This window comes from Nocardioides seonyuensis, from assembly GCF_004683965.1.
GTDB classification, from domain to species: Bacteria; Actinomycetota; Actinomycetes; order Propionibacteriales; family Nocardioidaceae; genus Nocardioides; species Nocardioides seonyuensis.
Genome location: NZ_CP038436.1, coordinates 423,407 through 444,443 on the forward strand (window position 1 = coordinate 423,407; position 21,037 = coordinate 444,443).

Genomic DNA, 21,037 nt, shown 5'->3' on the forward strand with positions numbered 1-21,037 from the left:
ATCATGATCCGGCGACTTTCCACGGCACTCGCCCTGACCCTGGCTGCGACCACCGCTGCGCTGCTCCCGGCCAGCTCCGTGGCCCCGGCCGCTGCCACCTCCTCGTCCGACCCGGTCGGCTGGCCCCCGGCTCCACCCGTCCAGCTCGCCATCGACACCGGGGGCCTGCCCATCGGGCGCGAGGACTACGTCCCCGGCTCCGTGACTCTCGACGGCGTCACCCACGTGACCGAGGTCCGTGGGCGCGGAAACTCCACCTGGGGCTGGGCCAAGAAGCCCTACAAGCTCAAGCTCGAGGAGGACGCCGCCCTGGTGGGCACCGTCCCCCACGACGAGTGGGTCCTCCTGGCCGGCTACGGCGACCGCAGCTCGCTGCGCACGGCTGCAGCGTTCGCGATCGCCGCGCAGACACGGTTGGCGTGGACCCCGCAGTTCCGCTTCGTGGACGTGGTGCTGAACGGCCAGTCCCAGGGCCTCTACATGCTGACCGAGCAGGTCGAGCAGGGCACCGGTCGCGTCGACCTCCCGGACGACAGCTACCTGCTCGAGATCAACCAGCGCTACCTCCGTGACGACGAGCCCGGGTTCCGCACCTCGCAGGGAACCCCCGTCGCGTTCAAGGACCCCGACGAGATCACCAAGGGCCAGCGTCGCCAGGTCCGGCGAGCCGTCACGGCCTTCGAGAAGGTGCTCTACGGACCCCGGTTCGCCCACCCCACGCGCGGCTACGCGGCGCACATCAACGTCCGCAAGCTGATCGACTGGTACCTCGTCGAGGAGCTCTTCGCCAACCAGGACTCCAACTTCCAGTCCAGCGTCAACTTCAGCTGGATCCCGGGCAAGAAGTTCGTGTTCGGGCCCGTCTGGGACTTCGACCTCAGCGCCGGCACCCGCTGGCAGGCCTACGGCCCGCCCGACGTGTGGCAGACCCGCGTGGGCAAGCACTGGATCGCCCGGATGTTCGAGGACCCGGCGTTCTCCACCAAGGTGAAGAACCGCTGGGCGTGGCTGCGACCCAGGGTCGAAGCCGTGATCGCCCAGATCGAGTCGGCCTCGACGGCACTCGACGCCTCGGCCGCGGTCGACTGGCAGCTCTGGCACGCCTCCGGCGACCTCGAGTGGACCCACCACGGATCGACCCGGGCCGATGAGGTCTCCTTCCTGCGCAGCTGGCTCACCCAGCGGGCCCGCTGGATGAGTCGCAACGAGGCGCGCCTGGGTGTCACGCAGGTACGCACCCGTGAGCGGGAGCGCACCGCCTGGGTCCCGGTCCAGCTGCAGTGGGTCCAGGACGAGACGGTGACGGTCGACTACACGGTGGCCGCGGGTACGGCGACCGCGGGCACCGACTTCGTGGCCGAGGCGGGCCGCGTGTCGTTCCCGCCCGGGCAGACCACCGGACACGTGCCGGTCCGCATCCTCGCCGACGAGGCAGGCGAAGGGACGGAGTCCGTCCTGGTGCGTCTCGATAGCGCCTCGGGCGACGTCGCGGTCGGATCCCCGCGTGGGGCAGTCGTGAGCATCGGCGCCAGCGACCAGCGCCTCGACGCCCGCATCCGCCAGGGAGGGAAGGGCCGGTTCCTCGGCACCGGCGTGGTGGACGCTCGCGGAGCGGGACAGCTGCTCTCCTCCAGGCTCCGGCGCGGCACGACTCGTGCCTACGTCGCACAGCTGACCAACACCGGCACCCACCCGATCACCCTCAGGCTGCACGGACGTTCGTCGGGGCCGCTCCGAGTCCGTTACGCCGTCGGCGGCGGGGACCCCTCCCGGCTCAGCGGCTCGCGCGGCCGGGCGGTCCGCCTGGCACCGGGACGGACCGCTCGGGTGCGCATGATGGTCTCGGCGCTCCCCGGCGCCCGCCCCGGTTCGCGGGGCAAGGCGATGCTGCGAGCGGCCTGGAACGGCGACGTCCGGGTCGCAGACATGGTTGGAGCCCGGATCCGGGTCCGTTGATCAGCGCCGTGAGCCCGACTCCCACGGGAGCGGCCACGGGTTGAAGCGGCACGCGCCGGTGCCCTTGGACTGCTGCATCATCACGGGGGCCGGCCCACCGCCGGGCGGGCAGCCCACGTGCCCGCGGCCGAGCCAGTGCCCGGTCTCGTGGTTGACGACCATGTGGCGGTAGTCGCGAAGGGACCGGCGTGCGCCGTTCCACGCCGGGGAGGCGTGCTTCCAGCGCTCCTGGTTGATGATCACGTAGCGCCCGACACGGCACGACCATGTCGAGGAGCACGTCGACGAGAACGACGGCACCGTCGAGGCGGCGGCCAGGACCAGGGTGAAGTGACCGCCTCGGGCCACCCGGCGGAACTGCACCCCTCCTGCGCGCCACCCCCGGGCGTCCTCGAACGTCTCCTGCGCCAGTCGGCGGAACTCCGCGACGCTCGTGGTGATCGCCCCCCTCGTCGCCACCGAGTAGGTCACCCGGCGGCGCACCCCGGTGGCGTGCTCGATCCTGCGCGTGGGCCTCGAGCGTGCGATCGTCCAGACGTGCCCCTCGGCACGCACCCGCACCTCGACCCTCAGGCGGGCCCCGACGTCGAGGGGACCGAGCCGGTAGCGGCGCTCGCGGGCGCCGCGGACCGGCTCGCCGTCGCGCAGCCACCGGTAGCGCGTCTCCTCACGGGTCGGCGTCCAGCGACCTGGGTGCGCGCGCAGCACCTTGCCCTGCCGGGCAGCTCCCTCGACGGCAGGCGCCTGTGTCATGACCAGCGGGGGTCGGGCGACAGCATCGGACCGGGGCGAGGGCTCGGCCGCGTGCGCGACGGTGGGCGCAGCCAGCACGACGAGCAGGCAGGTCATCACAGCACGGAGCATGCTGTCGACTCTAGGCCAACGGTCAGGCCCAGAGCTGACCGTCGAGGCGGTCTTCCGCCTCGTCGACGGTGCCTTCGTAGGCTCCGGTGGAGAGGTACTTCCACCCGCCGTCGCACACCACGAAGGCGATGTCGGCCGACTCGCCCGCCTTCACGGCCTTGGCGGCCTGACCGAGCGCCGCGTGCAGGATCGCGCCGGTGGAGATGCCGGCGAAGATGCCCTCGAGCTCGAGCAGCTCACGCACCCGCCGCACCGCGTCACGCGGGCCGACCGAGAAGCGGGAGTCGATGAGCGAGGCGTCGTACAGCTCGGGGACGAAGCCCTCGTCGAGGTTGCGCAGGCCGTAGACCAGCTCGCCGTACCGCGGCTCGGCAGCGACGATGCGCACGTCGGGCTTCGCGGCGCGGAAGAAGCGCGAGACACCCATCAGGGTGCCGGTGGTGCCGAGGCCGGCGACGAAGTGGGTGATCTCCGGGAGGTCGGCCAGCAGCTCGGGGCCGGTCCCGACCTCGTGGGCGAGGGCGTTGGCGTCGTTGCCGTACTGGTAGAGCATCACCCAGTCGGGGTGCTCCGCGGCGATGCCCTTGGCAACCCTCACCGCCTCGTTGGAGCCGCCCGCCGCGGGCGAGGAGACGATCTCCGCACCCCACATCCGCAGCAGCTGGCGGCGCTCCTCGGAGGTGTTCTCGGGCATCACGCACACGATGCGGTAGCCCTTGAGCTTGGCGGCCATCGCCAGCGAGATCCCGGTGTTGCCCGAGGTCGGCTCGAGGATCGTGCACCCTGGGCGCAGACGCCCGTCGCGCTCGGCGTCCTCGACCATCTGGAGGGCCGGTCGGTCCTTGATGGACCCGGTGGGGTTGCGGTCTTCGAGCTTCGCCCAGATCCGCACCTGGGTCCCGTCGGGCTGCGTGCCCGGTGACAACCTGGGCAGGCCCACCAGAGGGGTGCCGCCGACCGAGGCCAGCAGGTTGTCGAAGCGCACGCCGGCTCAGCCTCCGGCGACAGCGGGGAGCACGACGACGTGGTCGCCGTCGGAGAGCCCGGCCTCGAGGCCGCCGATGAAGCGCACGTCCTCGTCGTTGACGTAGACGTTGACGAAACGCCGCAGGTCACCCTGCTCGATGAGGCGGTCCTTGATGCCGGGGTGACTCGCCTCGAGGTCGTCGATCAACGCGGACAGCGAGTCGCCGGACGCCTCGACCACCTTCGCGCCGTCGGTGTAGGTGCGGAGGATGGTGGGGATGCGGACCTCGATGGCCATCAGGCGGCACTCCTCATGAGTGGGGGGCTTCGTGGACGGGGAGCTGGTCGACGACCGTGACGTCTTCCTCGGTCACCTTGCCGTCGACGATTCTGTAGGACCTGAACTCGATCGGGCCGTCGATATTCCCGCCCGCCTCGTCGAACGCCTCACGGGTGCTCACTAGCACGTAGTGTGCCCCCGGCTCGCTGGCGAGGCCGATGTCGGTGCGACTCGGGTAGGCCTCGGTCGCGGTGTGAGAGTGGTAGACCACCACCGGCTCCTCGTCGCGATCGTCCATGTCCTTGTAGAGCTGCAGCAGCTCGAGCGAGTCGAACTCGTAGAACGTGGGGCTGCCGGCGGCGTTGACCATCGGGATGAACCGCTCGGGGCGGTCGCTGCCGGCAGGGCCGGCGACGACACCACAGGCCTCGTCAGGATGGTCGCGCATGGCGTGCGCGACGATGGCGTCGTAGGTCGCCCGCTCGATGGTCAGCACGGATCGAGCCTAGGCAAGCACTGCGGCCGGGGAGTCCGACGCCACCATGTGGACGGTCTCGACGGACGTCTTCCTGCGTGGCGCCTCAGTAGCCGAAGATCTGGTAGTCGCGGCGGTACATCGTCGCGACGAGGCCACGGAGCTCGTCCGAGACCTGACGGCCGGATGCACCCCCCGATCCGGTCTGGTTGCGGGCCTCTGCCGGCCCGGCCGGCGCGCCGATCCGCTCGCACACCTCGGCGAAGTCGGTCGCGAACGTCTCCAGGCGACCCACGAAGTCGACGTGGTTCAGGTCGATGAGGCGGCTCTGCAGGGCGAGGTGCTGGTCGGTGCCGGGCACTGCAGCGAGGTCCTGCCCGGCGACCCACGACGCGAACTCCTCGATCCGCTGCATGCGGGCGTGGTCGGCGTCGTCGAAGCGGTAGTAGTTGGCGTTGACCACCTTGTCCTGCCATGCCGAGACGAAGCGTGCGAGGGGGTCGCGCACGAACGCGAACCTGAAGTAGTCGGCGAACAGGTCTGTGGGGTATCGAACCCGCATCGCGTGGTCCACGTCGAGCGTGACGTCGTGGGTGGTGAAGTGGTGACGGATCGTGCGGCTCGCGACCTTGGCCACGCGGAACCACACGAAGCGGTGGCCGTGGCTGACCGAGAGGTTGTAGCGCAGCGGAGAGACCCAGCCGGCGCGGTCCCCGCTCTGTGCCATCGCACGCACGGCTCGCCGGGCCTCGTCCGTCAGCTTGAACCGGTCGTCGGGCTGTGTGCGGTAGTCCTCCGGCCTCATGCGCTGAGTGCCTCGACGAGGCTCTCCTGGAGCCAGCCGACCCAGTCGTAGATGTCGTGGGCCTGGGCGCGGGGGTCCTCGTCGGGGAGGGCCTCCCAGAACTCCTCGTCGCCGGCCTCGACGCCGAGCCTGGTGGCCAGGGCGAGCCGGATGTCGGTGAAGGCGCGCATCCAGGTCATCGCCTGGGGCTCCTCGAGCTCGACGTCGATCATGAGGCCGTCCTCGGTGAGCTCCGCCGGCAGCCCGGCCTCCTCGAGCGTCTCGATGATGTCGCTCGCGGCCGCGGCCTTGCCGTCGCGCAGCGTGCTCTCGGTGAAGCGCCGGAAGTCAGCCGCCGACTCGTCGTCGTCGAGGTAGGCGGTCGGGAACAGCCTGGCCAGGACCGGGTCCTCCGGGATCGTCGAGGGCCCCGAGAAGTCCGACATCATGGCCTCGAACGGGTCCTGGGCGGACGAGGGAACCGCGCGCTCGTTGCGGAGCAGCTCCACCATCTGGGAGGCGAGCGACCGGAGCAGGTCGGCCTCGAAGCCCGAGAACGCCGCGATCACCCTGCCACTGCGCTGATGGCGCTCGAAGCCGTTCACGTGGCCCCCTCCCTCACGATGACTTCTCCATCGTGGCCCACAGGCCGTACTCGTGCATGGCCTGGACGTCGCGCTCCATCTCCTCGCGGGTGCCGGTCGACACGACGGCCCTGCCCTCGGTGTGAACCTCCATCATCAGCTTCTCGGACTTCTGCTTGCTGTAGCCGAAGTACTTCTGGAAGACGAACGAGACGTAGGACATCAGGTTGACGGGGTCGTCCCACACGATCGTCACCCACGGCTTGGCGAGGAACGTGATCTCGTCGGGCGTCAGGGTCGGCTCGACCTCGACCGGGCTTGCGGAGGACACGACCACATCGTGGCACAGGGAGCGTGCGGTCCTGATCGCCGGAGTCGACATCGAGTGGGCAGTCGGAGACCGACTTCTGGACTCAGGACGCCTCCGAGTGCCCACTTCTTTCGACGCCGAGGCGCCGCTCCAGCCGAGCCAGCCCCGAGGGCGTGAACGTGGACTCACGCAGCAGCGCGTGCCAGGCACAGATCCGCGAGGGATCGTGGTCGCGCCCCAGGGCCGCGTCCGCGTCACGGAGGATCGAGACGCCCTGGTGGAGCACGTCGTCCCTGGTGTAGCCGCGCCGCCTCCACCCTGCGTCGGCGATGCGGATGTCCCGTTTGCGGTCCTTGCGTTGCTGCCGCCGCTCGAGGTGGTCGCCGCCGTCGTACTCGGGCAGGTGTCGGGTGCCGACCAGCCTCAGGTCGCCCTTCGCCACGAAGCCCCCCTGGTCGTCGAGCACCACGTGCTGGGGTTCGACCTCGACGCCCACACTGCGGTGGAGCTCGCGCAGCAGCACCTCGTAGATGGAGTCTGCCTTCCAATGGGACCGCGCGGTGGCGAGGAGCAGTCGCGACCGGCCCCGGGAGCCGGGCTGGGCGGCTGCCACCAGCTCGGAGACCGTCACCTCGCCCTCGCGTCTCGCAGCATCGATGAGGCACGTGAGGTCGAGCACGCCGAGGTCCGCGGCACAGGCGGCCAGGATCGCCGCAGGCGGATCCACCCGGACGCCTGCGACCTTCCTGGCCGGCGCCAGCTCCCGTCGGCGGATCGCGCGCAGCCCGGCACGGCGGACCCTGCTGCCGAGCTCGGTCGAGACGAACACGGGCAGGCCTGCGGGCAGCGGAGGCAGCCACCAGCCCCGAAGCCTCGCTGCGGTGAGGTGGGTGAACCGCGCAGCCGCCGGCAGGACTTCCTGCCAGGCGAGGAGCTCGGCCACGAAGGCGTCCTCGGCATCGGCATGGCGTCGCGCTCCCCGGGTGACGGGCAGCCACTGTGCGCCTACGCGTTCGCCGCGCCTCGTCAACCGGACCTCGTCCACCCGGGCAGCCTGTCCGCCGCCGGGTCTCCTCACACCTGGACAGAGCCGACCTGTGGAGAGCGCTGCCTCGAGTGGGCACTTGGAGACCAGATTCGGGCCTCAGGCCGCCTCCGAGTGCCCACTCGGTGCGCTCAGCACCACTTCTGCGACACGGTGCGCAGGACGTTGAGGGTGCGGGCGGTCCCTCGGCCCAGCGCCTTGAACTCGCGGGTGTTCATGACCTTGTTGGCCTGGATGCCGCCGTCGAGGAGGACGTGCGCCGCGCGGTCCACCACGACGCAGCGCTCGCCCGGGAAGTCCAGGGCGTGCACGGCCTCGATCGCGGCGGGATCCGGTGGCGTTGCGAAGAGCGTGACGTAGTGCTGGCCGGCCGGTGCGTGCTCCCCGTTGAGCTCCTCACCCGCGTCCGCGAGCGCGGCCGCCTCGGCGGCCGTGAACACGATCGTGGGCACCTCGAACCCCGTCTCCGCGAGGTACGACGACTCGAGCAGCGCCGCGACCCGCGCGACCGAGCGCGCCGTGTGGGTGAGGCGCACGTTGCCGGTGTTGATGTAGGTCTCGACGTCGCGGCCGCCGGCCGCCTCGGTGGCCCGCTTGATGGCGTCCTTGGGGAACTTCCGCTTCGCCCCGAGGTTTATCGCCCGGAGGAAGGCCACGTAGGTCGGCATGGTCACGATTGTGACAAGGGTTCCGCTTCGGGGCGGGTGAGGCGCGCGTGGGGGGCCGCAGGGGACTACGGTGCTGGGCATGGACACTCGAAAGCTTGCGACTGCCTTCAGCGTCGCCGCCCTTGCCCTCACCGCCGCCGGCTGCGCCACCGACAGCGACAAGACCGAGACCGAGTCAGGGGTCGAGGTGGTCACCGACGAGAAGCTCACCGTGTGCACCCACCTCCCCTACGAGCCCTTCCAGTACGAGGAGGGTGGCGAGACCGTCGGCTTCGACGTCGACCTGATGGACCTTGTCGCCGAGGACCTCGGCCTCGAGCAGACCATCGTCAACACCCCGTTCGAGACGATCGAGACCGGTCAGGCCATGTCGACCGGCCAGTGCGACATCGCGGCCGCCGGGATGACCATCACCGAGGCGCGCGACGAGGTCATCGACTTCTCCGACCCCTACTTCAACGCGACGCAGGCGCTGCTGACCAAGAAGGGTTCCGGCTACGACTCGCTGGAGTCGCTGGAGGGCAAGACGCTCGGCGTCCAGATCGGCACCACCGGTCAGCAGTACGCCGAGGAGAACGCCCCCGAGGGCGTGGAGCTGAAGGTCTTCGAGGACCTGGCGCTGCTGCTCCAGGCCGTCAAGAACGGCGGTGTCGACGCTGGCATCAATGACAACACCGTCCTGATCGGCTACGCCGAGGAGAACCCCGACACCGAGATGACGGTGGAATTCGACACCGGTGAGCAGTACGGCTTCGGTGTCGCCCAGGGCGAGGGCGCCGAGCTTCTCGACGCCGTCAACCAGGCCCTCGCGGACGCGATTGAGGACGGCACCTACGAGGAGCTGTTCACGAAGTACTTCCCGTCCCTGGAAGTGCCCACCAACCTCGGCTGACCGACCTTCTCGTCTGACAGGAGGCCGTCATGGCCATGAGCCCGCGCAAGCGCGCGCAGGTGTCCCGGGGGATCCAGTACGGCATCCTGGTGCTCCTGGCGATCGTCATCGCCCTGGCGGCTGACTGGAAGACCCTGGCTGAGGACTTCGCCGACCTGGACATCGCCGCGGCGATGTTCCCCGAGGTGATCACCACAGCCCTGAAGAACACCGTCCTCTACACCGCCTCCGGGTTCGCCTTCGGGCTGGGGCTGGGGCTGGTGCTCGCGCTGATGCGGCTCTCCCCGGTCGGCCCCTACCGGTGGATGGCCACGGCCTTCATCGAGTTCTTCCGTGGGCTGCCGGCGCTGGTGGTGTTCATCGCCCTCAGCGTCGGCATCGCCATCGCCTTCCCCGGCCGTGCCATCCCCGGCGGCACGCTCGGGGTGGCGACGGTGGCGCTCGGCCTCGTCGGGGGCGCCTACATGGCCGAGACCATCCGCGCCGGGATCCAGGCCGTCCCGAAGGGGCAGATGGAGGCCGCGCGATCGCTCGGCATGTCTCCGACCCGGGCCATGATCTCGATCGTGATCCCGCAGGCGTTCCGCATCATCCTGCCGCCGCTCACCAACGAGCTGATCCTGCTGACCAAGGACTCCTCCCTGGTCTACGTGCTGGGATACACCTCGTCCACGATCGAGCTCACCTCGTTCGGCCGCGCGGCGCTGAACCAGGAGAAGTCGATGACACCTCTGGTGGTCATCTCCGTCTGCTACCTGATGATCACCATCCCGCTGTCGATCGTCGTACGACGCATGGAGTCCCGCGCCGAGAGGGCACGCTGATGACCACGACCCCCACCGACACCAGCCGCAGCGCTGCCGCGATCGACGTGCAGCAGCTCCACAAGTACTTCGGCGACAACGAGGTGCTCAAGGGCATCGACTTCCACGTCGCCAACGGCCAGGTCGTCTGCGTCATCGGGCCGTCGGGCTCGGGCAAGTCGACCCTCCTGCGCTGCGTCAACCTGCTGGAGACGCCGACCAGCGGCAAGATCCTGATCGAGGGCGACGAGATCACCGACCCCGACGCCGACGTCGACAAGCTCCGGGCCCGCATCGGCATGGTGTTCCAGTCCTTCAACCTCTTCCCGCACATGACGGTGCTGCGCAACCTCACCATCGCCCAGCAGAAGGTGAAGGGCCGCAAGAAGGAGGAGGCGATCGAGGTCGCCCGGCGCAACCTGGAGAAGGTCGGGCTCTCCGAGAAGGAGTCGGCCTATCCCGCTCACCTCTCCGGCGGTCAGCAGCAACGCGTCGCGATCGCGCGCGCCTTGTCGATGGATCCCGACCTGATGCTCTTCGACGAGCCGACCTCCGCCCTCGACCCCGAGCTCGTCGGCGACGTCCTGGAGGTCATGAAGGACCTCGCCAGCGAGGGCATGACGATGATGGTCGTGACCCACGAGATGGGGTTCGCCCGCGAGGTCGGTGACAACCTGGTCTTCATGGACGGCGGCGTCATCGTCGAGGAGGGTGACCCCAACGAGGTGCTGGCCAACCCGCAGCACGAGCGCACCCAGGCGTTCCTCTCCAAGGTGCTCTGACGCGGCCCCTGCCGTGATCAGGCGCTGAGCCACTCCTGCGCGGCACGCACGACCGCGTCGGTGAGGTCGGCCATCGCCGCGGACCCGAGCCGCCAGTGCTGCCAGAAGAGCGCCACGTCGTTGCGACGCCCGGGCACCAGCTCGACCAGACGCCCGGCCGCCAGGTCCGCCTCGGCCTCGTGGGCCATGAGCATCCCCCACCCCATGCCGCGCCGTACGGCGGAGTCGAACTCGCGCACCGAAGGGATGTAGGTCGTCGGGGGCGCCAGGTGCTTGCGGGTGACCCGCCGCACGAAGTCGTGCTGGAGGGTGTCGGCCCGGTCGAAGGCGACCATCCGCGCGGCGGCCAGGCTGGTGGCGTTGACGCCGTCGGCGAAGTGCCGGTCGTGGAACTCGGGCGTGGTGACCGCGGTGTAGCGCAGCCGGCCGAGCCTGACGACCCGGCAGCCCGGCACCGGCTTGGGCTCTGAGGTGATCGCGGCCATGACCTCGCCGCGGCGCAGCCGGGCCGCCGTACGACTCTGGTCGTCGCGGATCACCTCGAACACCACGCGGTGCTGGTCCTGCACGGCGACCAGTGCGTCGACGAGCCAGCCGTAGAGCACGTCGGAGTTCACCGCCAGCGGGATCGAGGTGTAGGACGTCGAGTCGGGCTCGTCCTCCACCAGCTCGCTCACGGCCTCCCGCTCCAGGAGCTCCGTCTGGGCGGCCAGTCGCACCAGGACGTGGCCCGCCTCGGTGGGCTCGAGCGGCTTGACCCGGTGGAGCAGGACGCGGCCGACCCGGGCTTCGAGGGCCTTGATCCGCTGGCTCACCGCCGACGGGGTGACGTGCAGCTCGCGCGCGGCCGCCTCGAAGGTTCCGAGGCGCACGGAGGTGGCGAGAGTGCGGAGGGCGACCGGGTCGAGCTGGGTGACGTCTTTCATACTGAGAGATTCTAATGATTCACGAAAATAGTTCGCTGGATTGTTGCTCGTTGCGAACCTAGCGTTGTCCTCATGTGGAACGTCACCCTCGCCGGCATGCTGACCGGGCTTGCCCTCATCGTCGCCATCGGCGCCCAGAACGCCTTCCTGCTGCGCCAGGGGATCCGAGGCGAACAGGTGCTGCCGATCGTGCTGACGTGCCTGGTCTCCGACGTGGTCGCGATCTCAGCCGGGGTCGCGGGCCTCGGTGTCGTGCTCGAGCGGTGGCCCTCGCTGCTCCCGGTCGCGCAGGTCGTCGGAGGCATCTACCTGATCGCCTTCGGGATCCACGCCGCGATGCGCGCCTGGCGCCCCACCGCGCTCGACGCGGGTGCCGGCGCGACGCTGACGCCGGGCCGCGCCGTATTGCTGACCCTGGCGCTCACCTGGCTCAACCCGCACTTCTACCTGGACGCCGTCCTCATGCTCGGCACGGTGGCCAACAGCTTCGGCGAGGACCGCTGGTGGTTCTTCGCCGGGACCGTCCTCGCGAGCACGATGTGGTTCTTCGGCCTGGGGTACGGCGCCCGCCTGCTGCGCGGCCTCTTCGCGCGGCCGTCTGCCTGGCGGGTCCTCGACTCGGGCATCGCCGTCTTCATGGGCGTGCTGGGCGTGGGCCTGCTCGCCCACTGACCCCTCCTCCTCCCGGACGCACTCCGCCGAGCAGGCGAGGACCCCCAGCCCACCGAGATAGTCCGTATCAAAAAGCTCGTGGACACGCCGGCCCGAGGAGCTTCCTGATGCGGACTATCGGGAGGGGCGAGGGAGGGGCCAGGGAGGGGAGGTGCGGTCAGAGGTTGCCGCGCGCGTCCTGCTCCCGCTCGATCGCCTCGAAGAGGGCCTTGAAGTTGCCCTTGCCGAAGCCGAGCGAGCCGTGGCGCTCGATGAACTCGTAGAAGACCGTCGGTCGGTCGCCCATCGGCTTGGTGAAGATCTGCAGGAGGTAGCCGTCCTCGTCGCGGTCGACCAGGATCTTGCGCTTCTTCAGCTCCTCGATGGGCACCCGCACGTCGCCGATGCGAGCACGCAGCTCGGGGTCGTCGTAGTAGGAGTCGGGGGTCTCGAGGAACTCGATGCCGTTGTCGCGCAGGATGTCGACGCTGCGCAGGATGTCGTTGGTGGCCAGCGCGATGTGCTGGCAGCCGGCGCCGTCGTAGAACTCGAGGTACTCGTCGATCTGCGACTTCTTCTTCGCGATCGCCGGCTCGTTGAGCGGGAACTTCACCCGGTGGTTGCCGCTGGCGACGACCTTCGACATGAGCGCGGAGTAGTCGGTGGCGATGTCGTCACCGATGAACTCGGCCATGTTGGTGAAGCCGAGGACCTTGTTGTAGAACTCCACCCACTCGTCCATCCGGCCGAGCTCGACGTTGCCGACGCAGTGGTCGATGGCCTGGAAGAGCCGCTTGGGGTGCCCCTCGACGCGAGCGACGGTCGTCTGCCGCTCGACGAATCCGGGCAGGTAGGGGCCGTCGTACCGCGACCGGTCGACGAGGGTGTGACGGGTCTCGCCATAGGTCGCGATGGCCGCGATGCGCACGGTCCCGTGCTCGTCGGACTCGTCGTGCGGCTCGACCAGGACCGTCGCACCCTGCGCACGAGCGTGCTCGATGCACTTGTCGACGTCGGTCACCTCGATGGCCAGGTCCACGACGCCGTCGCCGTGCTTGCGGTGGTGGTCGAGCACCGGGCTGTCGGGAGTCACTCCCCCGGTGAAGACGAAGCGGGCCGACCCGGACTTCAGCACGTAGGACTTGCTCTCGCGGTGGCCGGTCTCGGGGCCGCGGTAGGCGACCAGCTCCATGCCCAGCGCCAGCTGGTAGAAGGTCGCAGTCTGCGTGGCGTTGCCGACCACGAAGCAGACCGCGTCCTGGGCGACCACGGGGAACGGGTCGGCCGAGCCGTCGTACTCCACCAGCCCGACGAGCTGCTTGAGCTGGTCGAGGCTCAGCCCGGCCTGCTCCTCCTCGTGGGTGAGCACGGTCAAGGTGGAACCAGCAGCGGTGGAGTCAGTCATGCCCCGAACTCTGTCGAGCGAGCAGCAAGGTGTGCAACAGTACGACGAAGCACTGGACAAGTTGCCCAAGGAGACGCCGTCGGATGGACCAGCTGGACAGCAATCTGCTCGATCTCTTCTCCCGGGAGCCCAGGATCGGGGTGCTGGAGGCCTCGCGCCGGCTGGGTGTGGCGCGTGGGACCGTCCAGGCCAGGCTCGACCGGCTCACCGCCGCCGGGATCGTGACCGGCTGGGGGCCAGAGCTCGACCCGACGGCGCTGGGCTACCCCGTGACGGCGTTCCTGACCCTCGAGATCCGCCAGGGCGCCGGCCACGAGACCGTGGCCGACCACCTCGCCCAGATCCCTGAGGTGCTCGAGGCCCACACGATCACCGGTGCCGGCGACATGTGGGCGCGCGTGGTGGCGCGGTCCAACGCCGACCTGCAGCGGGTCATCGACCAGGTGCTCGCCGATCCGGGGATCGAGCGCTCCACGACGGTCATCGCCCTCGCCGCCCAGGTCCCCCACCGGGTGCTGCCCCTGGCCCGAGCCGCCGCTGTAACGCCGGGTTGAGGGCTGTAGTACCCCCGTTGCAAGGGGGGCACAACAGCCTCTAACCCGGCGTTACAGCGTTAGGGCAGGAGGTTGGTCGTCGGTCAGGAGTCGTAGGACCCCGCCGGGTCCATGAGGAAGGACAGGTCGTCCTCCTGGTCGATCCGGTAGCTGCCGCTGGCGTTGCAGTTGTAGTTCATGCCGAACGACGTCACCGCGACGATGATGTTCTGCGCCTCGATCTCGGGCGTCGTGATGTCGAACGTCGGTCCGCCGGAGTCGCCGAAGCAGGTGCCACCGGTGGTGCCGCTGCCGCGGTGGGAGAACATCACGGCGATGTCGCGGTAGCCGTAGGCGCCCCTGATGCTCACCAGCCGGCGGTCGGCCTTGCGCCGGGTGTCGCCTCCGAAGGCGGTCTTCGGACCGCTCTTCTCCAGCCCGTAGCCGACCGACTCGAAGAGGCCGCGCTGGCGGTCCCGGCCGTCGTACTGGTCGAGGTAGCCCTCGCTGGGCAGCGAGCCGTACTCGTCGAGGACGATCGGCTCGCTCAGCTTGAACACGCCGAGGTCGTGCAGCAGGAACTGCGCGTCGACGTAGTCGGGGTGCGTGTAGACCACCTCGGTCTCGTGCCAGGTCGGGCTGGCGTCGAGGGCGGCGGACCAGTCGGCGTAGCGCTCGGCGTTGCCGTCGGGGACGTAGGTGGAGCTCGGGTCGAGGATGTCGTAGTCGGGGGCCTCCTCCACGGAGAACCAGATGTCGTTGCCACCGAACAGCGGGTCCTCCGGCGCGACGCCGTCGAGCCCGACGTCGTAGGTGCAGTGGCCCGCCGTCACGACAGTGGTGGAGTCGATGAGCGTGCCCGTGCAGTTGAACCACCCGCCCGGGTCGTCGAACCGCGAGTCGACGGCGTTGGGGACGTAGAACAGCAGCTGGCCGACGTAGGGGTGCTCGCCCGCGTCGGGTGCTCCCCCGACAATGGCGCTCGAGGGTGCGGCAGGGGTGACGATCAGGGCGGCGCTCGCGAGTGCCACCACCGCGCCACGCCAGGTGAGGTTCCTCATGGAGATGCTCCTTCGGAGGGGTGAGCTGACTAGCCCCAAGTCACTCCATCGCCAGGGTGGCTGTCAACCCCCGAACTACCGAAGTCGCTCGGCGATCTGCTGCGCCGCGGCGATCACCCGCGGCGCCACGACGCTCTCGTCGATGGCGCCGTCGAGGGTGACGACCCCGACGCTGGCGGCGAGGCCCTCGACTCCTCGCACGGGAGCGGCAAGCCCGTGGGCCCCTGACTGGAGCTCTCCGCTCGTCACGGCGAACGCGGGGCCGGCCGGGTCGGTGAGCGTGATCGCCTTGCCAGCAGCGCCCTGGGTGAGGGGATGTCGGGAGCCGACGCGGTAGGAGACGTGGAAGTCCGTCCACGTGGGCTCCACGACTGCCAGCGCCAACGCCTCGTCGCCGTCGGCGACCGTGAGGTGGGCGGTCGACCCGATGGCCTCGGCCAGGGACCTCAGGACGGGGACGGCGAGGTCGCGCAGCACCGGCTGCACCGCACTGGCCAGGTGGAGGATCCCCAGTCCCAGGAACAGCCGACCCCGTGCGTCCCGGCGCACCAGGGCGTGCTGCTCGAGGGTGCTCACCAGCCGGTAGGCCACGGTCCGGTTGACCGCGAGCTTGGCTGCGAGCTCGGTGACGGTGAGTCCCTCGGTGCACTCCGACAGCACCCTGAGCACGCGCAGCCCGCGGTCCAGGGTCTGGGAGGTCTCGGCAGCCACCCCGACAATCTAGGCGGATCAGGAGGTCTGGCGCATCGCCCACTCGCGGATCCGGTCGATGCGGGCATGCAGCTGCTCGGCGCTGGCCACCGCAGCAGGTGGCCCGCCGCACTCCTTGCGGAGCGCCGCGTGGGTGATGCCGTGCGCCTGTCCGGTGCGGTGGTGCCAGGCCGCGACGAGGCCGTTGAGCTCACGACGCAGCACGCCGAGCTGCTGGTGGGTGGTCAACGCCTCCACGGAGTCGGCGCCGTCCTTGCCGGCCGCGCTGGCCCGCTGCTTGCTCGCGCGCTCGGTCTGGCGGGAGTGCAGGAGCTCGCGCACCTGGTCGGGCTCGAGGAGGCCGGGGATGCCGAGGAAGTCCATCTCCTCCTCGGAGCCGGCGAGGACCTCGCCGGAGTGTCCGAACTGGGCGCCGTCGTAGAGCACGTGGTCGAAGGACGCCGTCGACCCCAGCGCCTCCCACGACATCTCCAGCTCCGCCGAGGCCGACTCCCCCGCCTGCGCCTGGGCCAGCAGGTCGTTCTCGGCGGCGAAGATGTCGGACTCGTCGGTGACCCGCCGCCCGAGCACGTGATCGCGCTGGGCCTCCATGTCGGAGGCGAACTCCAAGAGGTGGGGCACCGACGGCAGGAAGACCGAGGCGGTCTCACCGCGGGAACGCGCCCGCACGAAGCGGCCGACGGCCTGGGCGAAGAACAGGGGGGTCGACGTGGTCGTGGCCCACACACCGACCGCCAGCCGGGGCACGTCGACGCCCTCGGAGACCATGCGTACGGCGACGAGCCAGCGCTTGTCGGAGGAGGTGAACGTCTCGATCTTCTTCGACGCGCCCTTCTCGTCAGAGAGGACGACGGTCGGTGCCTCGCCGGAGATCTTGCGCAGCAGCGCGGCGTAGGCGCGGGCGGAGTCCTGGTCGGAGGCGATCACCATGCCGCCGGCGTCGGGGACGTGTCGTCGTACCTCGGAGAGCCGCTTGTCGGCCGCCTGGAGGACCGCAGGGATCCAGGAGCCGGCGGGGTCGAGGGCGGTGCGCAGCGCCTGGGCGTGCATGTCCTTGGTCAGCGGCTCGCCAAGCCGGGCGGCGACCTCGTCGCCGGCGCGGGTGCGCCACTGCATCTCACCGGAGTAGGCCATGAACAGGACCGGGCGCACCACGTGGTCGCTGAGGGCGTGGGCGTAGCCATAGGTGAAGTCGGCGACCGAGCGGGGGATGCCGTCCTCCCCCGGCGCGTAGGTGACGAAGGGGATCGGGTTGATGTCGGACCTGAACGGCGTGCCGGTCAGGGCCAGTCGCCGGGTCGCGGGGTCGAACGCCTCCTTGACCCCGTCACCCCACGAGAGTGCGTCACCCGCGTGGTGGATCTCGTCGAGGATGACCAGGGTCTTGAAGCGCTCGGTGCGGATGCGCATGGCAAGCGGGTTGACCGCGACCCCGGCATAGGTCACCGCGATGCCGACGTAGTCGCCCGACGTCCGGCCCTTGCCGGCGGCGTAGGTCGGGTCGATCGGGATCCCCGCCCTGGCGGCGGCCTCGGCCCACTGGGTCTTGAGGTGCTCGGTCGGCGCGACCACGGTGATGCGGTCGACGACACGGCGGCTCAGGAGGTCGGCGGCGACCGTCAGGGCGAAGGTCGTCTTGCCGGCGCCGGGCGTGGCGACGGCGAGGAAGTCGCGCGGCTGCGCGGCGGCGTACTGCTCCACCGCTGCCTGCTGCCAGGCGCGCAGCGAGGGCGCCGTGCCCCACGCCGCCCTGTCGGGCCACGCGGGAGGCAGCGGCGCGTCGGGCCGCCCGGTCACTCGCCGGAGCCCGAGCCGCCGGGGCCGCCTGAACCGGATCCGTCGCCGGAGCCGCCCGCTCCCATCGACTCCCAGATCTCCTTGCACTCCGGGCACGTGGGGTACTTCTCCGGCGCCCTGCTCGGGACCCAGACCTTGCCGCAGAGGGCCACCACGGGGGTGCCCATCACCATCGCCTCGGTGAGCTTGTCCTTGGGCACGTAGTGCGAGAAGCGCTCGTGGTCACCCTCGTCGGTCGGCACCGTCTGGCGTTCCTTGACGGTCTGGCTGCCGGGAGAGAAACCAATCGTGCTCATGATGGGCCAGCCTACTCGCTGGGTCAGTTCAGATCAGGGTCGACGGGCCGGGTCGCGTGCCAGGCGAGGGTCCCCGGCTGGCGCCGGAGCACGTCACGACGCAGCGTGTCGGTGTCGCCGACGAAGGCATCCGCGTCGGTGCCCGAGACGACGTACCAGCTGCCCTCGGCGATCTCGTCGCGCAGCTGCTGGGCGCCCCAACCGGCATAGCCGGCGAAGACGCGCAGTCGGGCGAGGGAGCCCTCCACCAGCTCGATGGGGGTGTCGAGGTCGAGGATGCCCAGCCGGCCGGTCACCCCGCGCCAGCCCAGCGGGACGTCCTCGAGGTCGCGCAGCAGACCCACGGCCAACGCCCCGTCGAGGCCCACCGGTCCTCCACGGAACAGCACCTCGGGGCGGTCGACGACCCCGCTCCACGGCTCCAGCACGTCGGCGACGAGCACGGCGCTGGGGCGGTTGAGGATGACGCCCAGGGCCCCCTCGTCGTCTGCGTCGAGCAGCATGACCACGGTCTCGGAGAAGTTGGGGTCGCGCAGCGCAGGAGTCGCGACCAGCAGGGTGCCGGGGCCGACGTTCCCTGACTCGCTCATGCGCCCATTCTGCAGCAGGAACGCGCAAGACGACCCCCGGCCGACGCACTGTGGGAGGGAGGGAGATCGCAGCTATCGGAAACCGCGTTCGGCGTCGGTCTGGGGGTCGCCCTGATCAGGGGCCCGTGAGGGCGGTCAGGCGGCAAGCACCGCCTTGAGACGCTCCACCAGGGTGGGCGCGTGGTCGTGCCGCGAGGCTCCGACCGTGGGGTACGACGTCCGGGCACGCAGGGCGATCGCCTCGCCGATGCGTGCGGCCGCCGCGGTGTCGTCCTGGCCCGACCGTCCGGCCATCAGGGCGATCATGGCGTGCTCCTTGCCGGTGGCACGCGCCATGACGGCCGCCATCTCCGGCGAGGTGGGCGAGGCTGTGTAGTGGTCGAGGACGCGGCGCACGCCGGGGAGCGCGTCGGCCGTGGCCTGCCAGGCGGAGACGACTGCCGACTCGAGGTCGACGGGCTCCTCGGCGAGTGCCTGGTCGATGCGGCCGGAGAGGCTGGTGTGCCAGCGGAGCTGGAGGGAGCCGAGCAGGGTCAGCTCGTCGGAGAAGGTCTCATTCACGCCCGGGACGTCCATCGGGAGGATGCCGTCACGGCGCTCGTCGGCGGTGCGGATGACCTCACGCAGGACCTCGCCGCGGCGGTGGTGGTTCTTCCAAGTCATGGTGTTACTCCTTCGGTTCCATACCGTGAGTACGTACCCCTAGTATGCCGACTCTGCAATGGCACACAAGCAGGTTCCGGCGTGAACCGCACCACACGTTCGCGTCACAGGTCACTAAGGTGTCGTCGGTGACCAGGTCCTCGGCGTCGAAGCTCATCCCCAAGGTGCCCAAGGTGAAGGTGTCCAAGGGGTCGGGCCGCCGGCAGCAGTACTCCGACTCGACCAAGCAGGCCCTCGTCGACGTGGCCGAGGAGCTCTTCACCACGCACGGCTACGCCGCCACCTCGCTCGATGCCATCGTGGCGGGTGCCGACGTGACCAAGGGCGCGCTCTACCACCACTTCAGCGGCAAGCAGGCAGTGTTCGAGGCCGTCTTCGAGCGCATCGACAGCCGGTGCAGCACAGCCATCCACGAGGCCACCACCGCCGCGAAGGACGACCCTTGGGCCATGGCGGTCGCGGGGCTGCGCACCTTCCTCGGCATCGTCCAGCAGCCGTCCTACCGGCGGGTGGTGATCCAGGACGGCCCGTCGGTGCTGGGCTACGAGCGGTTCCGCGAGCAGGAGGAGCGCTCCACCTACGCCAACGTCGTCGAGATCGTGCGCACAGTCCTCCACGTCGGCGCCTGGGACGTCGACGAGGCGATGGTCGAGACCTTCACGCAGATCTTCTTCGGAGCGCTGTCTGCCGCGGGCGGATCGGTCGCGCAGAGCGACGAGCCGGGTGCCGCCGCGGCGCGCGTGGAGACCGCGATCATGTTCCTGCTGAGCGGTCTCCAGGCCCTGGCCGAGCAGGGCGCGGCCCTGCCCAGCGCCACGCCGGAGGCGCAGGCGTAGGGCCTACTTGGCCCAGGTGAGGTTGCCGGTCCGGGCCGGGACCAGCTCGATCCAGACGCGGCCCGCGGGGACCTTCAGCTCCCCCGACCTGGTGGAGAGCTCGATCGCCCCGCGCAGTCCGTCCTTGCTCCACGTCCCCCGGATCATCCGGCCGCCGTGGAACAGGATCGCCTCTCCCTTGCCCTCGAGCTTGGTCTCCGGAACGGGGTAGCCCGCGGGGTCGCGGTAGCCCGCGTCGCCCACCGGCACCCGCAGCACGAGGACCGACGTCGCCGGGAACTGGTCACCCTCCGCGGCGTAGGAGTTCGTGTTGACGTACTTGCCGCCGGCGTAGCTCCACGACGTGGCGTGACCACCGAAGCTGGCGACCAGCGACCGCGCCTTCTTGCCGCGCGGCAGGTCCTCGGCGGTGCCGAAGTCGAGGTAGGGCCTGGGCTCCTCACCGGTGCGCGCCTTCTTGGCGATCTCGTCCAGACGCGCGAAGAGGTTGTAGGGGGCCGAGCGGCTGGACTCCCGGTAGACGCCGGGAGCACCCTCGGTGACGTAGGGGATCTTTGCGGCATTGATGCGGTTGAGCGTGATCTGGGCGGCACCGCTGGTCACGACCGTGGCGTCCTCGGGGACGATCCCGATGTCGCTGGCGCGCATCGACCGGACGGGGCCGATGTTGCTCGGCAGCTTGGAGTAGTAGAACGCCGCCAGACGGGTCATGCCGCCCTCGACGAGCTCCTCCACGACCATGTCGGCCGAGCCGAGACCGACCTGCGGGGCGCTCGAGGAGGTGTTGTCGACCTTGGTCACGATCACCGGGTGCTGCGGGGCCTTGCCCTTGCGCTCGAGACCGGTCAGCGGCCAGTAGGACGGCTCCGGCGGCTCCTCGGTGGCCTCCGCGGTGGGCTCGGAGTCCGACGACGGCTCGGCGGGCTCGTCGCTGCCGCTGCACCCGGCGAGGAGCAGCGAGGCGGCGACCAGGGCGACGGCGGCGGCCCTGGCCGGTCGTCGGGCGGAGGAGCGCCCGGCAGAGGACGGGCGGAGACGGTGGCGCAACGAGAGCTCCGATCAAGCACGGGGAAGTGGGGAGTCGACACCCAGAAGTGTGCGGGCGCGCCCTCCCCGAACGGGGAAGGCGCGCCCAGATTACGTGCCGGCACCCAGTGCC

The 21,037-nt window shown here is 70.1% G+C and carries 25 protein-coding genes; 7 read left to right on the top strand and 18 right to left on the bottom strand.

Annotation, left to right across the window (positions count from 1 at the left end; genetic code table 11):
• Positions 1 to 3: 3 nt before the first annotated feature.
• Positions 4 to 1,956 carry a CotH kinase family protein gene (locus tag EXE58_RS02080; RefSeq protein ID WP_135266346.1) on the top strand — a complete coding sequence of 651 codons (1,953 nt, stop codon included), beginning with the start codon at positions 4 to 6 and terminating at the stop codon, positions 1,954 to 1,956.
• Here EXE58_RS02080 and EXE58_RS02085 read toward each other — a convergent pair whose 3' ends face one another.
• The 9 genes from EXE58_RS02085 to EXE58_RS02125 all read right to left on the bottom strand — a co-directional run bounded on the left by EXE58_RS02085 (position 1,957) and on the right by EXE58_RS02125 (position 7,932).
• Complete coding sequence (locus EXE58_RS02085; protein ID WP_135266347.1) at positions 1,957 to 2,820, bottom strand: DUF3152 domain-containing protein; 864 nt, start codon at positions 2,818 to 2,820, stop codon at positions 1,957 to 1,959. It lies immediately after the preceding gene.
• Between the two features lie 22 nt (positions 2,821 to 2,842).
• Positions 2,843 to 3,805 (bottom strand): PLP-dependent cysteine synthase family protein, encoded by a 963-nt coding sequence (locus tag EXE58_RS02090; protein ID WP_135266348.1) that lies wholly within the window; start codon positions 3,803 to 3,805, stop codon positions 2,843 to 2,845.
• Positions 3,806 to 3,811: 6 nt separating this feature from the next.
• The gene (locus EXE58_RS02095; protein ID WP_135266349.1) at positions 3,812 to 4,084 is read right to left on the bottom strand and encodes a MoaD/ThiS family protein; all 273 of its coding nucleotides are present in this window, start codon (positions 4,082 to 4,084) and stop codon (positions 3,812 to 3,814) included.
• A 13-nt stretch (positions 4,085 to 4,097) separates the two neighbouring features.
• The gene (locus tag EXE58_RS02100; protein ID WP_135266350.1) at positions 4,098 to 4,562 is read right to left on the bottom strand and encodes a M67 family metallopeptidase; all 465 of its coding nucleotides are present in this window, start codon (positions 4,560 to 4,562) and stop codon (positions 4,098 to 4,100) included.
• Positions 4,563 to 4,647: 85 nt separating this feature from the next.
• The gene (locus tag EXE58_RS02105) at positions 4,648 to 5,346 is read right to left on the bottom strand and encodes a sulfotransferase family protein (protein ID WP_135266351.1); all 699 of its coding nucleotides are present in this window, start codon (positions 5,344 to 5,346) and stop codon (positions 4,648 to 4,650) included.
• Positions 5,343 to 5,930 (bottom strand): DUF2017 domain-containing protein, encoded by a 588-nt coding sequence (locus EXE58_RS02110; RefSeq protein WP_135266352.1) that lies wholly within the window; start codon positions 5,928 to 5,930, stop codon positions 5,343 to 5,345. The genes EXE58_RS02105 and EXE58_RS02110 overlap by 4 nt, the downstream gene beginning before the upstream one ends.
• A 13-nt stretch (positions 5,931 to 5,943) precedes the next feature.
• Positions 5,944 to 6,240 (bottom strand): ATP-dependent Clp protease adapter ClpS, encoded by a 297-nt coding sequence (clpS, locus tag EXE58_RS02115; protein WP_341869529.1) that lies wholly within the window; start codon positions 6,238 to 6,240, stop codon positions 5,944 to 5,946.
• Between the two features lie 82 nt (positions 6,241 to 6,322).
• Positions 6,323 to 7,264 (bottom strand): hypothetical protein, encoded by a 942-nt coding sequence (locus EXE58_RS02120; protein ID WP_135266354.1) that lies wholly within the window; start codon positions 7,262 to 7,264, stop codon positions 6,323 to 6,325.
• Between the two features lie 131 nt (positions 7,265 to 7,395).
• Positions 7,396 to 7,932 (bottom strand): DUF1697 domain-containing protein, encoded by a 537-nt coding sequence (locus EXE58_RS02125; protein WP_135266355.1) that lies wholly within the window; start codon positions 7,930 to 7,932, stop codon positions 7,396 to 7,398.
• A 79-nt stretch (positions 7,933 to 8,011) separates the two neighbouring features.
• On the opposite strand from EXE58_RS02125, the gene EXE58_RS02130 reads away from it, so the two are divergent.
• The 3 genes from EXE58_RS02130 to EXE58_RS02140 are packed head-to-tail and all read left to right on the top strand — an operon-like array spanning position 8,012 to position 10,409.
• Positions 8,012 to 8,824: a basic amino acid ABC transporter substrate-binding protein gene (locus EXE58_RS02130; RefSeq protein WP_135266356.1), complete on the top strand. Its 813-nt coding sequence runs from the start codon at positions 8,012 to 8,014 to the stop codon at positions 8,822 to 8,824.
• 29 nt (positions 8,825 to 8,853) lie between these two features.
• Positions 8,854 to 9,648: an amino acid ABC transporter permease gene (locus tag EXE58_RS02135; protein ID WP_208544100.1), complete on the top strand. Its 795-nt coding sequence runs from the start codon at positions 8,854 to 8,856 to the stop codon at positions 9,646 to 9,648.
• The gene (locus EXE58_RS02140; RefSeq protein ID WP_135266357.1) at positions 9,648 to 10,409 is read left to right on the top strand and encodes an amino acid ABC transporter ATP-binding protein; all 762 of its coding nucleotides are present in this window, start codon (positions 9,648 to 9,650) and stop codon (positions 10,407 to 10,409) included. The genes EXE58_RS02135 and EXE58_RS02140 overlap by 1 nt, the downstream gene beginning before the upstream one ends.
• Before the next feature lie 17 nt (positions 10,410 to 10,426).
• Here the strand turns inward: EXE58_RS02140 and EXE58_RS02145 are convergent, their stop codons facing one another.
• On the bottom strand, positions 10,427 to 11,335 hold the full coding sequence (locus EXE58_RS02145; RefSeq protein ID WP_135266358.1) for a LysR family transcriptional regulator ArgP: 909 nt from the start codon (positions 11,333 to 11,335) through the stop codon (positions 10,427 to 10,429).
• Between the two features lie 72 nt (positions 11,336 to 11,407).
• Here EXE58_RS02145 and EXE58_RS02150 point away from each other — a divergent pair, with 72 nt between their 5' ends.
• The gene (locus EXE58_RS02150; protein WP_135266359.1) at positions 11,408 to 12,007 is read left to right on the top strand and encodes a LysE/ArgO family amino acid transporter; all 600 of its coding nucleotides are present in this window, start codon (positions 11,408 to 11,410) and stop codon (positions 12,005 to 12,007) included.
• Positions 12,008 to 12,164: 157 nt separating this feature from the next.
• On the opposite strand, the gene hppD is transcribed toward EXE58_RS02150, so the two are convergent.
• Positions 12,165 to 13,391 carry a 4-hydroxyphenylpyruvate dioxygenase gene (hppD, locus tag EXE58_RS02155; RefSeq protein WP_135266360.1) on the bottom strand — a complete coding sequence of 409 codons (1,227 nt, stop codon included), beginning with the start codon at positions 13,389 to 13,391 and terminating at the stop codon, positions 12,165 to 12,167.
• An 83-nt stretch (positions 13,392 to 13,474) separates the two neighbouring features.
• Between hppD and EXE58_RS02160 the strand changes: the two genes are divergently transcribed.
• A complete protein-coding gene (locus EXE58_RS02160) occupies positions 13,475 to 13,945 on the top strand; it encodes an Lrp/AsnC family transcriptional regulator (protein ID WP_135266361.1) in 471 nt (156 codons plus the stop codon).
• Positions 13,946 to 14,028: 83 nt separating this feature from the next.
• Here the strand turns inward: EXE58_RS02160 and EXE58_RS02165 are convergent, their stop codons facing one another.
• The 6 genes from EXE58_RS02165 to EXE58_RS02190 form a co-directional block, all read right to left on the bottom strand.
• The gene (locus EXE58_RS02165; protein ID WP_135266362.1) at positions 14,029 to 14,985 is read right to left on the bottom strand and encodes a trypsin-like serine protease; all 957 of its coding nucleotides are present in this window, start codon (positions 14,983 to 14,985) and stop codon (positions 14,029 to 14,031) included.
• Between the two features lie 75 nt (positions 14,986 to 15,060).
• Entirely contained in the window at positions 15,061 to 15,696 is a 636-nt protein-coding gene (locus EXE58_RS02170) for an IclR family transcriptional regulator (protein WP_135266363.1), read from the bottom strand.
• Positions 15,697 to 15,714: 18 nt separating this feature from the next.
• Positions 15,715 to 17,493, bottom strand: coding sequence for a DEAD/DEAH box helicase (locus EXE58_RS02175; protein WP_135266364.1), 1,779 nt, complete (start codon positions 17,491 to 17,493; stop codon positions 15,715 to 15,717).
• Positions 17,490 to 17,789: a DUF3039 domain-containing protein gene (locus EXE58_RS02180; protein WP_135266365.1), complete on the bottom strand. Its 300-nt coding sequence runs from the start codon at positions 17,787 to 17,789 to the stop codon at positions 17,490 to 17,492. The genes EXE58_RS02175 and EXE58_RS02180 overlap by 4 nt, the downstream gene beginning before the upstream one ends.
• 23 nt (positions 17,790 to 17,812) lie before the next feature.
• Positions 17,813 to 18,379, bottom strand: coding sequence for a YqgE/AlgH family protein (locus EXE58_RS02185; RefSeq protein ID WP_135266366.1), 567 nt, complete (start codon positions 18,377 to 18,379; stop codon positions 17,813 to 17,815).
• Between the two features lie 135 nt (positions 18,380 to 18,514).
• Positions 18,515 to 19,042, bottom strand: coding sequence for a hypothetical protein (locus EXE58_RS02190; RefSeq protein ID WP_135266367.1), 528 nt, complete (start codon positions 19,040 to 19,042; stop codon positions 18,515 to 18,517).
• Positions 19,043 to 19,170: 128 nt separating this feature from the next.
• Between EXE58_RS02190 and EXE58_RS02195 the strand changes: the two genes are divergently transcribed.
• A complete protein-coding gene (locus tag EXE58_RS02195) occupies positions 19,171 to 19,878 on the top strand; it encodes a TetR/AcrR family transcriptional regulator (RefSeq protein WP_135266368.1) in 708 nt (235 codons plus the stop codon).
• 3 nt (positions 19,879 to 19,881) lie between these two features.
• Here the strand turns inward: EXE58_RS02195 and EXE58_RS02200 are convergent, their stop codons facing one another.
• Positions 19,882 to 20,925, bottom strand: coding sequence for a DUF3048 domain-containing protein (locus EXE58_RS02200; protein ID WP_135266369.1), 1,044 nt, complete (start codon positions 20,923 to 20,925; stop codon positions 19,882 to 19,884).
• Between the last annotated feature and the right edge of the window lie 112 nt (positions 20,926 to 21,037).